At 43.0% G+C, this 12356-nt stretch carries 9 protein-coding genes; 4 read left to right on the plus strand and 5 right to left on the minus strand.

The annotated features are described in order from the left end of the window. Positions 1 to 6 precede the first annotated feature (6 nt). The 5 genes from IM792_RS01870 to IM792_RS01890 form a co-directional block, all read right to left on the minus strand. Entirely contained in the window at positions 7 to 378 is a 372-nt protein-coding gene (locus tag IM792_RS01870) for a GtrA family protein (protein ID WP_194099977.1), read from the minus strand. Positions 379 to 569: 191 nt separating this feature from the next. Beyond that, complete coding sequence (locus IM792_RS01875) at positions 570 to 1895, minus strand: inositol-3-phosphate synthase (protein ID WP_194099978.1); 1326 nt, start codon at positions 1893 to 1895, stop codon at positions 570 to 572. A gap of 27 nt (positions 1896 to 1922) precedes the next feature. Beyond that, positions 1923 to 2909, minus strand: coding sequence for an NAD(P)-dependent oxidoreductase (locus tag IM792_RS01880; protein WP_194099979.1), 987 nt, complete (start codon positions 2907 to 2909; stop codon positions 1923 to 1925). Further along, positions 2906 to 4024 (minus strand): hypothetical protein, encoded by a 1119-nt coding sequence (locus IM792_RS01885; RefSeq protein WP_194099980.1) that lies wholly within the window; start codon positions 4022 to 4024, stop codon positions 2906 to 2908. The genes IM792_RS01880 and IM792_RS01885 overlap by 4 nt, the downstream gene beginning before the upstream one ends. A 74-nt stretch (positions 4025 to 4098) precedes the next feature. Continuing rightward, a complete protein-coding gene (locus IM792_RS01890) occupies positions 4099 to 5304 on the minus strand; it encodes a pyridoxal phosphate-dependent aminotransferase family protein (protein WP_194099981.1) in 1206 nt (401 codons plus the stop codon). A gap of 366 nt (positions 5305 to 5670) precedes the next feature. Between IM792_RS01890 and IM792_RS01895 the strand changes: the two genes are divergently transcribed. The 4 genes from IM792_RS01895 (at position 5671) to IM792_RS01910 (ending at position 12320) form a co-directional block, all read left to right on the plus strand. After that, positions 5671 to 7011 (plus strand): TolC family protein, encoded by a 1341-nt coding sequence (locus IM792_RS01895; protein WP_194099982.1) that lies wholly within the window; start codon positions 5671 to 5673, stop codon positions 7009 to 7011. Between the two features lie 9 nt (positions 7012 to 7020). Next, positions 7021 to 8151, plus strand: coding sequence for an efflux RND transporter periplasmic adaptor subunit (locus IM792_RS01900; RefSeq protein WP_194099983.1), 1131 nt, complete (start codon positions 7021 to 7023; stop codon positions 8149 to 8151). Positions 8152 to 8231: 80 nt separating this feature from the next. Beyond that, positions 8232 to 11411, plus strand: coding sequence for a multidrug efflux RND transporter permease subunit (locus IM792_RS01905; protein ID WP_194099984.1), 3180 nt, complete (start codon positions 8232 to 8234; stop codon positions 11409 to 11411). A gap of 381 nt (positions 11412 to 11792) precedes the next feature. Next, positions 11793 to 12320, plus strand: coding sequence for a hypothetical protein (locus tag IM792_RS01910; protein WP_194099985.1), 528 nt, complete (start codon positions 11793 to 11795; stop codon positions 12318 to 12320). Positions 12321 to 12356 lie beyond the last annotated feature (36 nt).

The raw sequence follows: 12356 nt of genomic DNA on the forward strand, positions 1-12356 counted from the left end.
GGTATTCTATGCAAAAACAAATTTCTTCTGCATAAAATAATTGTAACTAAAGCCAACTATTAATGATACTATGGCCTTTGATATATATTTATCAACGCTTAAATAATGCACAAATAAAAATACACCACCGTTATTGAGCAACAGGTTGCCTGTCCAAACAAGTATGTATTTTATAGCCTGCCCGGGTGCTTTTTTTTCACGTGCATGAAAAACCCATATACGGCCTAATAAAAAATTGGTTACACCACCGGCAACAGTCCCGGTAAAATTTGAATATATGTACCAGAAATGAAAAAAGTGATTGCATACAAATGTCATCAAGTAATCAACCGCGGTCGAGATCAATGAGGAGGCTTGCGCCTTTACAAATGTTGCCATACCAAAATTAAACTATAAATAGCTATAAAACAATAATTTGCCTGTGCTATAATTGTGCCAGTTATTGTTAAATATATCAATACCCTTATGGAATTATAAAAGGGCGCTTTTGTTACAAAATACAAATATGATAAAAAAGCCCGGTTACAACATATGCTGTAACCGGGCTTTATGTATGTTAAAGGCTGTTATTAATTTTCAGCTTCAACTAATTCTTCGTAGTAATCAAGCCCTAAGTGGGTGATCAGGTCTTCACCCATCAGGTAACGCAGGGTGTTTTCCAATTTGATCAATTGCTTGAAGATGTCATTCTCAGCCGGTAAGCCTGGTGCAGTTTGCGGGCTTTTCAGGTAGAATGATAACCACTCCTGGATACCGCTCATGCCGGCACGTTTAGCAAAATCGCTGAACAGGGCCAAGTCAAGCGCAACCGGTGCAGCAAGGATTGAGTCGCGGCAAAGGAAGTTGATCTTGATCTGCATTTTGTAACCCATCCAACCGAAGATGTCGATGTTATCCCAGCTCTCTTTGTTATCGCCGTGAGGAGGGTAGTAGTTAATGCGGATCTTGTGGTAAAGATCACCGTACAGTTCAGGCTGATCGTCAGCGTTCAGGATATCCTCTAATACACCACCTTTTGATACTTCTTTAGTTTTGAAGTTCTCAGGAGCGTCAAGTACCAAACCATCGCGGTTACCCAAAATGTTGGTTGAGAACCAGCCGCTAACACCTAATGAACGGGTAGCTAAACCTGGTGCAAGGATGGTTTTAACCAAAGTTTGACCGGTTTTAAAGTCTTTACCTGCAATTGGAGTACCTGTTAATTTAGATAGCTCAACCATTGCCGGAATATCAACTGTTAAGTTAGGAGCACCATTAGCGAAAGGCACGCCTAATTTAAGGGCCGCGTAAGCGTAAAGCATACTTGGAGCGATGCGTTTATCATCAGCTTTAAGGGCTTCTTCAAATTTCTCTAAAGTGCTGTGGATTTCGCTGGCCTCAAAGAAAACTTCAGTTGAAGCACACCAAACGATAACTACACGGTCAAGGCCATGAGTTTCTTTAAAGTTGGTGATGTCTGCCATCAGTTCCTGAGCCATTTCCCAACGGGTACCGGTTTTAATGTAAGTACCGTCAAGGTTACGGGCATAGTCGCGGTCAAAAGCAGCTTTCATAGGCTTAATGGCCTGTAGTTGCTCTTTTACACCTTCAATGTGATGACGCTCTAATACTTGCGCGTGGCTTGCAGCCTCGTATACGTTATCAGAGTAAACGTCCCAACCGCCCCAAACAATGTCATTCAGGTCAGCCAGTGGAACAAAATCTTTGATCTTTGGCCTGCGGTTCTCAGTTCTTTTACCTAAACGTATAGTGCCCATTTGTGTTAGTGAACCAATAGGTTGAGTTAAGCCTTTTTTTACGGACTCAACACCCGCGATCATTGTTGTGGCCACCGCGCCTAAGCCCGGCAGGAGGATACCTAATTTACCCTCAGCAGGTTTAATGTTGTGTTTCATTTATTGTACTATTTATTTATAAGAGGGCTAAAGCCAGTTATTTGCTTTATACCAATTTAACGTTTCAGTTAATCCCGCGTCGAGGTCATGTTTAGGATAAAAACCCAGGTCATGTTTCGCCTGTTCAATTTCGCAGTTCCAGTTGGCGGCGGTTAACTCTTTTAATTTCTCAATATTTAATGCCGAAGCTTTATTGCTCAAAGAACTTACTTTTTCGGCAATTGCGGCTATTACTTTTACTAAATTTACAGGAAGATGAAACTTTATAGCCTTCAAATTTAATACACTTTTTGTAATATTACCTAATTCATACCGGCTGTAAAAATTCCCGTCGCTTATAATATACGTTTTTCCGCTACCGGCAAACAGCGCTTTCACGCTCACTTCAGCCAGATCCGTTACATATATAAAGGTTAATTTTTGTGCTTTATTGCCTATGTATGGCTCAAGCCCATTAACCACCTGTTTAAAAAATATAAAAATATCCTTATCGCGTGGGCCATATACGGCAGTAGGCCTTAGTATAGTATAGTTTAAGCCGGGTATTGCTTTAAGCTGTTCCTCAGCCGCCAGTTTACTGCGGCCATATGCGGTAACAGGGTTAGGCATGGTATCATTAGTAATAATACCGTTAAGCGTGTTGATAGGGCCAACCGCTGCCAGGCTGCTAATTAACACCAGCTTTTTAAATTGCTCCCCTGCGTTTATAGCCGCTTTAGCCAGGTTAACGGTGTATGTAGCATTAATGGTATCATACTCGCTTTGCGAACGCGCCTTGGTAGCCCCAGCCGCGTGAATAATGTAGTTAATGCCGTTATCTTTCAATAACTGTGTAAGCGAATCCTGATCCTTAAAGTTGGGGTAAACGTATTTAATATCTAAATCCTTAAGATGATCAATGCTGCTGCTTTTGCGTATGGCGGCATAAACCTCAAGATTGTTCTTTATAGCTTCGTTTATTAAATGGTAACCCACAAATCCGCTGGCACCGGTTATTAAAACCTTTTCTCTCATATAGTTTTCTCGTATATTCTGTAGGTTTTGTATTGCTCGCCACCTATAGCTTCAATAGCACGGTTCACCATATCATTATGTTCTAATGTCCAGCTGGCCTCGGCGTAATCCATGTTTTTTTGAGTGTAGGCACGCATTATTTCGCCATACAAACAGGCTTCTATACCCATTTTGCGGTACCCATCTACAACGCCTAAAAGCATAATGCGGATACCTTTGATCTTACTTTTATTCAGTAATAACTTAAAGATACCGGTCGGTAATAAGCGACCCTTTTTAATGGTACGCAGTATCTGGTTCAGATCGGGTATTGCAACGCCGAAACCTACAATTTTACCGTCCTGCTCGGCTAATACGGCAAAAGCAGGGTCAAGTATCATTTTCAGATCCTTGGCGGTGTAATCAAACTCCTCGTTTGTCATCGGGAAAAAGCCAAGGTTTTTATCCCATGCCTTATTATATACCTCGCGCAGGGCAGCTGCCTCTTGCTTAAAGTTTTGAAGGTTGATATTACGGATGGTAATGTTATTGCGCTTTAAACGGCCTTGAAGTAGGTCGAGCATTTTCACTGCCTTATCGTTATAAGCATTGCCTTTCCAGCTGTAAGCAAACAGGTCAACCTGTTTGCTTAAGCCTGCATTGGCAAACAGATCCATATAATATTGCGGATTGTATGGCATCATCACTAATGGTGGCGAATCAAAGCCCTTAACCAATAAGCCACAGGTTTCGTTAGTTGATGGGTTTGCCGGGCCAACCAGTTTGGTAGCGCCTTTTTCCTTAAGCCATGCGGTGGCGGCCTCAAACAATGAGTTAGCCACTGCCTGATCATTCACGCAATCAAAAAAACCAAAAAAGCCATCGCTGGCATTGTTAAAGTTGTTGTGGTTGGTGTTGAATATGGCAGCAATACGACCAACAATTTTACCGCTGCCATCAAATGCCAAAAACGGCTGTATTGACGAATGTTTTAAAAAAGGATGCGTGGTTAACAGATCCTTTTGAGCTATGAACAATTCCGGAACATAGTTCGGGTCATTCTTATGCAACTCATGAGGGAAATCAATAAAGTTGGCAAGCTCTTTTTTTGTTTTGACCGCGGTAACGTGGCTCATGTTTTTGGTGTGGTTATAATTAAATAAGGTACACTGTTTTGTGTACCTTATTATTATGCTCGGGCAATTTTTTGTTAGATGTTTTCTTTAACGGCTGTTACACCAACATCTTTAAAGGCTTTCGCTATCTTCTCAACCGCCTCGTCAATCTGGTCAAACGTGTGTGTGGCCATAAGCGAGAAACGCAGCAGCGATGAATCTGAAGGCACCGCTGGCGATACCACCGGATTAACAAATATACCGTTACGTTGCAGCTGGTTAGTAACCAGGAATGTTTTATCGTTATCACGAATGTAGATAGGCAGGATAGGGCTTTCTGACGCGCCTATATCAAAGCCTTCTTCAGTTAACAAACGTTTCGCGTAGTTAGTATTATCCCAAAGTTTGGTGATACGCTCCGGTTCTGATTCGATAATATCTAAAGCGGCAATAACGCTCGCTACTGATCCCGGTGTCATGCTCGCGCTGAACATTAATGAACGTGCGCGGTGTTTCAGGTAATCAATAGTGTCATAATCAGCAGCAATAAAACCACCTAATGATGCCAGTGATTTGCTGAATGTGCTCATGATCAGGTCAACCTCATCAGTTAACCCAAAGTGTGATGCGGTACCTGAACCATTCTCGCCTATAACGCCTAAGCTGTGCGCGTCATCAACCATAATGTTGGCGCCATACTCATCGGCCAGTCTTACAATTTCAGGCAACTTAACAATGTCACCTTCCATGCTGAAGATACCGTCAACAACAATAACCTTTACCGCTTCTTCGGGCAGCAGGCTTAATTTGCGTTGCAGGTCGCCCATATCATTGTGGGCGTATTTTATAACCTTTGAGAATGAAAGACGGCTGCCGTCAATTAATGAGGCGTGATCGTATTCGTCTAATATTAAATAATCGTTACGGCCGGTAATGCACGATAGTACACCCAGGTTAACCTGGAAACCAGTACTAAATAACACTGCCGCCTCTTTGCCTACATAACTTGCAAGCCTGTTCTCCAACTCGATATGAATATCAAGCGTTCCGTTCAAAAAACGTGAACCCGCACAGCCGGTACCATACTTATCGATAGCCTTTTTTGATGCTTCTTTGATTTTAGGATGGTTGGTTAAACCCAAATAAGAGTTTGACCCAAACATGAGTACACGTTGATTATTAATAATAACTTCAGTATCCTGCCCTGATTCTATCGGTCTGAAAAAAGGATACAGACCCTTCTCCCTGATCATATTCGCATCCTGGAACTGAGCAATTTTTTGATGTAGTTTTTTACCCATGCATTAAGCCTGCTTAAATTTTTTGTAAAAATAATATGAATAAGCCATATCCCGATAACTTTCGGATGTAAATTTTTTTACACAGCCTATTCCTTCGATCTTTTAAAATCTAAAAGGCAAAGTAATTAAATTTTTTATTTAAACAGTGTCAAAATTTTGCAAATAGTAAGTTATTGGTGTGTCGACTTATATAACTATAAAAATCATATATACTTATATGTGTAACCGAACCTTTACGTAAAAAAATTGTTATTAACAAAAAAATAGTCATTTAAATAACATATTCGCAATGTATACCTGAAATATTGGTAATTATATAGAATTTTTGCCCGAATATTTAACACATCACACCGCGCTCATATTTTTATGAAGAGAGTTTACATCTTATTATTTAATATAATAACTGTTTCGGGTGCTTATGCCCAAACGCAGCCCCGGGCCGATAGTATATCGGGTAACGTATCGTTGCAACAGTGTATTGATTTTGCCCTGCGCAACCAGCCAACAGCCAAACAAGCCTCCATTGATGAAAGCATCAACGAACGCGACATTCGGATTGGCCTTGCCGGATGGCTGCCGCAAGCAACAGGTACAGGCCAGTTGCAACACTATTACGAGGGCGGGCCAAACGCCAACTCGGCCAACGTACCGGGTAGTGTTTTGCAAAATAGCATCAAAAACCTGTCGATACTTGGCGTGCAGGTAAATCAGGCCTTGTATAATAATGATGTATTGCTCGCTTCACGTGCTTCACGTTTCTCAAGGCAATACTATAAACAGAACAACGAGAGTGTACGCATCAACCTGGTATCCGACGTTAGCAAGGCATTTTATGATGTACTGCTATCGCAAAGGCAACTTAATATAACCAACGAGGATATTATAAGGTTGCAGCGCAGCTTAAAGGATGCCCGCAACAAGTATGATGCCGGCGTGTCCGACAAGATCGACTACAAACAGGCCACCATCGCGCTTAACAATTCCATGTCAAACCGTAAGCAGTTAACCGAGGCTATTAAAAGCCGCGAAGCTTACCTGAAACAGCTAATGGGTTTAAGCGCAGGCAACCAGTTGAGTTTACAATATGATTCAACCCGCTTTGAAAGCGAAGCCGCTATTGATACCAACCAAACACTGGATGTTACCAAACGTGTTGAATACCGTATGCTGCAAAGCCAAAAAACATTGCAAAACTTAAATGTAAGCTACTACAAATGGGGCTTTTTACCATCACTTTCGGCAGTGGGTACATATAACCTTATTTATGCCAGCAGCAGCTTGTCAAATTTGTATAATAATAGTTTTCCTAACGGATATGTAGGCTTGTCATTAAGCATCCCATTATTTCAGGGAACCCGCCGTATACAAAACCTGCGTAAAGCCCGCTTGCAGGAAGAAAGGGTTGACCTCGACATTCAAAACACGCAAAACAGCATAAATACCGAGTATGTACAGGCATTAGCCAACTATAAAAGTAACTACACTGCCTGGCAACTGGTTAAGGAGAATGTTGATTTGGCCCGCGATGTATACAACGTAGTAAGCCTGCAATACCGCGAGGGTATTAAAACATACCTCGATGTTATTGTATCGCAAACAGACTTAAGAACAGCACAATTAAATTATTATAACGCATTGTTCCAGGTATTGTCAAGCAAGATCGATCTTGAACGATCATTAGGAAACATATCTGCACAACAAAACTAAACCCTGAATATGAAACACACCAGTATATACGTGTTGGCTGTAACCGCCACATTAACTTGGTCGGCTTGTGGTAGCAAACAGCAGCAGGCAGGCCCACCGCCGGCAACTTCAATAAGCGTTGTTGAAGCCAAAAAAACGCCCGCCGCTTATTATGATAATTTTCAGGGTATAGTGGTAGCACTTAATACCGTTGAACTGCGCAGCCAGGTATCGGGCTTTATAACCGGTATCTTTTTTAAAGAAGGCGAGGTAGTTGAAAAAGGGAAAGCTTTGTATGAGATTGACCGTCGTAAATACCTGGCAGCCTATCAGCAGGCACAAGCCAACGTGCTTAGCGCTAAAGCTAACTTGCTAAAGGCCCAAAAGGATATTGATCGTTACAATATGTTATTAAAGAATGATGCCGTTGCCCGTCAAACGGTTGATCAGGCATCTGCTGCTTACGAAACCGCTAAGAGCCAGGTTGCTGTAGCTAACGCGGCTTTAGAGTCGGCACGTACCGATCTGTCGTACGCTACCATTACAGCGCCATTCACAGGCCGTATAGGTATATCACAAGTACGTTTGGGTGCTCAGGTTACGCCGGGTACCACCTTATTAAATACCATCTCGGCCGAAAATCCGGTAGGTATTGATGTGGTGATCAACGAGCAGCAGCTTGACAGGTTTTATAAATTGATGAAAAGCAGTACCGACAGCACCTTTAAACTGCAACTGCCAAACGGCCAGATGTATGGTAGCAAAGGTAAAATACTGGCTGTTGACCGCGGTGTGAACAACCAAACAGGTAGCACTATTGTAAGAATACAGTTTCCTAACCCTAATAAGGAGTTAAAGGATGGCATGAGCGGTGTATTGCAGGTGTTGAACAATGACTCGGGCGATCGTATACAAATACCTTACAAAGCGGTAGTTGAGCAAATGGGTGAGTTCTTTGTATTTACCGCGCAGGATAGCATCGCGCTGCAACACAAGGTAACGCTTGGTCCGCGTGTTAATGCTGATGTTATTGTGCTTAATGGCATTAACGAGGGCGATAAGGTAATTACCGAAGGTATACAACGCCTGCGCGATAGCAGTAAAGTAACTACAGCCGCGCCTGCACAACCTGCTGCACAAGGCAAAGCCGCTGCTAAATAATTCGGCCTTACATCAACACCTATTTGGAAAAAAGACGTCGCGGTATTTAAAAGCCGCGCCAACGAAACTTTAATAAAAGAATGATAGCAGAAACCTTTATACGACGACCGGTTACGGCCATTGTAATATCATTAGTGATACTTGTAGTGGGTACACTGGCAATCAGCAATCTGCCTATTGCACAGTACCCCGAAATTACACCGCCTACCGTGCAGGTTACCGGTAACTATACCGGCGCCGACGCGCTCACGGTTGAGCAAACGGTGGCCACACCTGTTGAGGTACAAGTAAACGGTACACCGGGCATGACCTACCTGCAAAGTAACAGTACCAGCAACGGCCAAATGACCATGACCGTTAACTTTGAAGTAGGTACCGATATTAATATTGCCGCGTTAGACGTGCAAAACCGTGTGGGTATAGCCCAGCCAACCTTACCGCAGGAGGTACAGCGTTTAGGTTTGGTGGTACGTAAACGTAACCCCAGCATCCTGATGCTGGTGGCCTTGTTTTCGCCAAAAGGCACACACGATGTAACCTTTACTGATAACTATGCCAACGTATTTATAAAAGACGCGCTTTTGCGTACCAAAGGTGTGGGTGACGTGTTTACCCGTGCCGATGACTTTAGTATGCGTATATGGCTAAAGCCTGATAAGCTGGCTGCCCTGGGCATGTCTGCCGCTGATGTTACTGCCGCTTTGCAGGAGCAGAACGCGCAGGTTGCCGCGGGTACCGTAGGTGCCACCCCGCAAATGAAGGGGCAAACCTTTGAGTACACCGTGCTGGTAAAAGGCCGTTTGGTTAAGCCCGAGGAGTTTGAGAACATCGTAGTAAAAACACAGCCCGAAAATGGCGCGGTGGTGCATTTAAAAGATGTGGCCCGTGTACAATTGGGTAAATACAATTATGCCGGTAACTCATTTGTTGATAACAAAAGGGCATCATACCTGCTGATTTACCAGGCACCCGGCAGTAACGCTATCGAAACAGCCGATAATGTTACTGAAACTATGGAGCAACTGAAAAAAACCTTCCCGAATGATGTTGACTATGTGGTTCCGTTTGAGTCGGTAACCGTGGTAAAGGTATCGTTAGATGAGGTTATTGAAACTTTAGTTATAGCCCTTGTGCTGGTAATTGTGGTGGTATTCCTATTCCTGCAAAGCTGGCGTACTACGCTTATCCCTGTACTGGCAATCCCGGTATCTATTGTGGGTACGTTTATCTTCTTTATACCATTAGGCTTTACCATTAATACACTTACGCTATTTGGTTTCGTACTCGCAATTGGTATTGTGGTGGATGATGCCATCGTTGTGGTGGAGGCTGTGCAGCATTATATGGATGAAAAGGGCATGTCGCCTAAAGAAGCTACCGTACATGCCATGCGCGATATATCGGCACCGGTAATAGCCATCGCATTAATTTTGGCGGCGGTGTTTGTTCCGGTAGGCTTTATTCCGGGTATAGTAGGTAGATTGTATCAGCAGTTCGCTATCACTATCGCTATCTCGGTACTGATCTCGGCATTCGTGGCCTTGTCATTAACGCCGGCATTATGTACACTTATCCTTCGTCCGCATAAAATAGATGAAAAATCAGGCGGTTTAGATAAGTTCTTTTACAAATTCAACTCCTGGTTCGATAGGATTACCGGCCGCTACAGAAACGCGGTTGATAAAGGTATCAAACACTCAAAATTCGTGATGTTTGTGCTGATCGCCATTATAGTAGGTACTGTATTTCTGTTCCGCAGTAAACCGGCAGGCTTTATCCCGCTGGAGGATGAGGGACGTATATTCGTAACTTACGATTTACCTGAAGGTTCATCAACCGAGCGTACTGTTGATGTATTGCGTGGCATGATGAAAACACTTGACAGCGTACCTGCTATTAAGCACTACGCGGCTTTGGGTGGTTTGAATGCTATTAACTTCGCTACCAAATCAAACAGTGCCACCATCTTCGTACAGCTTAAGCCTTGGGATGAACGTAAGGAGGAGGCAGATAAGCTGGAATCATTAGTAGGTATGCTGCAACAAAAGCTATCGGCTAAATTTAAGGAAGCCAGCGTGGTAGTAATATCGCCTCCGGCAATTCCGGGTTTGGGTAACACTGGTGGTTTCTCGTTCATATTACAGGAGCGTGAAGCAGGTGGTGATATCAAGAACTTTGAGAAAACCCTGCAAACATTTGTTGGCGCGGTTAACGCCCGTCCGGAGATTGCCCGTGCATTCTCATTCTTTACCGCACGTACACCGGCATATCAGTTAACTATCGATCGTGAAAAGGCTAAAAAGCTCGGCGTACAGATAAGCGACGTTAACAGCGCGCTGCAAACCTACATGGGTAGTACCTATATTAACGATTTTACCATCTACGGCCGTAACTTTAGGGTACTGGCTCAGGCCGATACAAACTACCGTACAAGCATTAACAACATAGGCCAGTACTTTGTACGCAACAGGGCAGGGGGCATGGTGCCATTAAGTACATTAACCTCATATAAGGTTATTGAGAACGCGCCGCTTATATCGCACTATAACCTGTTCCGTTCGGCAGAGATAAATGGTAGCACCAAGCCGGGATACAGCAGTGGCGACGCTATTAAGGCTTTACAAGAGGTTGCGGCTCAAACCCTGCCTCAAGGTTATGGTTACGAGTTTTCGGGCCTAAGCCGTGAGGAGATACTGTCAGGATCAAAGAGTATATATATCTTCGCCCTGTCAATCGGCTTCGTATTCCTGTTCCTGGCTGCATTGTACGAGAGCTGGTCGGTACCATTCTCGGTACTGTTAGCGGTACCGCTGGGCGCGTTCGGGGCTATATTGTTCCTAAGTTTCCAGCCAACACTTACCAATAACGTTTACGCGCAGATTGGTTTGATCACGCTGATCGGTTTGGCGGCCAAGAATGCTATCCTGATCGTAGAGTTTGCCAAGGAACGTGTTGACCGCGGTATGAATCTCGAAAAGGCCACGTTGGAGGCAGTACGCCTGCGTTTACGCCCGATAGTGATGACGTCAATGGCGTTCATCCTGGGTATCCTGCCGTTATTGTTCGCATCCGGCGCGGGCGCGGTATCACGTAAAACTATCGGTTGGACGGTGTTTGGTGGTATGCTTTCGGCAACAGCGCTGGCAATATTTATTGTACCGGTATTGTACTATGTAATTACCCGTATGGCTTATGGTAAAGAAAAACTTGCCGAGCTTGAAGCTACTTACAAACCAGACCCGGATCATGACGAGGAATAAAATATCATGAAATTATATATTAAAAAACGCCCGGCATATACCGGGCGTTTTTTTGTTGGTGCCATATACAAATAATATATTTTAATAGATTTTATTACGCTTGTGATAAATGAAAATTATGTGAAATTGTCAATATAAACGGACATATTGTAGCCTAATTAATACTTTTAATATTGCTGATTTGATAGAAATATATGCTTGCAATATCTGTGTAATATATACGCCATGTGTAAAGCCGATGTTATTTGTTATCAGTGCCTTTGCATTATATAATAGCATATATAAAGCGTGTTAAAACGCCTTTTTAACGTGCTTTGGCAACGTATTTGTAAAAGCCTTGTTGTGAATCTGAAATTTATTTACAAAACATCACAACAGAAAATGAAAAATTCAACAAAACTAATAGCCTCAGCAGTAACTGCTGTAGCATTATTCTTAGGAACTACAGATGTTAAAGCCCAAACTAACGAAAAAAGCGCATGGCGTTTAGGTTTCGGTGTTGAAGCTGGTTTACCAACCGGTAACGCTAAAGATTACAGTAACTTTCAATTAGGTGGTACTGCACGTTTACAATATGGTGTTGCCGATAATTTAGCATTAACCTTAACATCAGGTTACTATAACTTTTTTGCCAAAGAGGAGATCTCTGACTTGGGCGGATCAGATATAGGTATAGTACCGGTTAAAATAGGTATTAAATCATTCTTTACTGATAACCTGTATGTAGGTGCCGAAGCCGGTGCCGGTTTTGAAACAGCAGAAGGTGGTAACACTAAATTATTATTATCACCAGCGCTTGGTTGGGCCGATAAACATTGGGATTTTGGTGTGAAGTATGAAAACTTCTCTGGCCAAAGCAATAACTACGGTGCAGTTGGTCTGCGTGTAGCTTACGGTTTCGGTTTGTAATAACCGATACTTAAATAAGAACAAGAAAGGCCCGTG

This window comes from Mucilaginibacter sp. JRF (assembly GCF_015223065.1).
Lineage (GTDB): Bacteria > Bacteroidota > Bacteroidia > Sphingobacteriales > Sphingobacteriaceae > Mucilaginibacter.

Bases quoted from the DNA above. Each gene is read 5' to 3' on its own strand.
- IM792_RS01870 (WP_194099977.1), bottom strand. From the start codon at position 378: ATGGCAACATTTGTAAAGGCGCAAGCCTCCTCATTGATCTCGACCGCG.
- IM792_RS01875 (WP_194099978.1), bottom strand. From the start codon at position 1,895: ATGAAACACAACATTAAACCTGCTGAGGGTAAATTAGGTATCCTCCTG.
- IM792_RS01880 (WP_194099979.1), bottom strand. From the start codon at position 2,909: ATGAGAGAAAAGGTTTTAATAACCGGTGCCAGCGGATTTGTGGGTTAC.
- IM792_RS01885 (WP_194099980.1), bottom strand. From the start codon at position 4,024: ATGAGCCACGTTACCGCGGTCAAAACAAAAAAAGAGCTTGCCAACTTT.
- IM792_RS01890 (WP_194099981.1), bottom strand. From the start codon at position 5,304: ATGGGTAAAAAACTACATCAAAAAATTGCTCAGTTCCAGGATGCGAAT.
- IM792_RS01895 (WP_194099982.1), top strand. From the start codon at position 5,671: ATGAAGAGAGTTTACATCTTATTATTTAATATAATAACTGTTTCGGGT.
- IM792_RS01900 (WP_194099983.1), top strand. From the start codon at position 7,021: ATGAAACACACCAGTATATACGTGTTGGCTGTAACCGCCACATTAACT.
- IM792_RS01905 (WP_194099984.1), top strand. From the start codon at position 8,232: ATGATAGCAGAAACCTTTATACGACGACCGGTTACGGCCATTGTAATA.
- IM792_RS01910 (WP_194099985.1), top strand. From the start codon at position 11,793: ATGAAAAATTCAACAAAACTAATAGCCTCAGCAGTAACTGCTGTAGCA.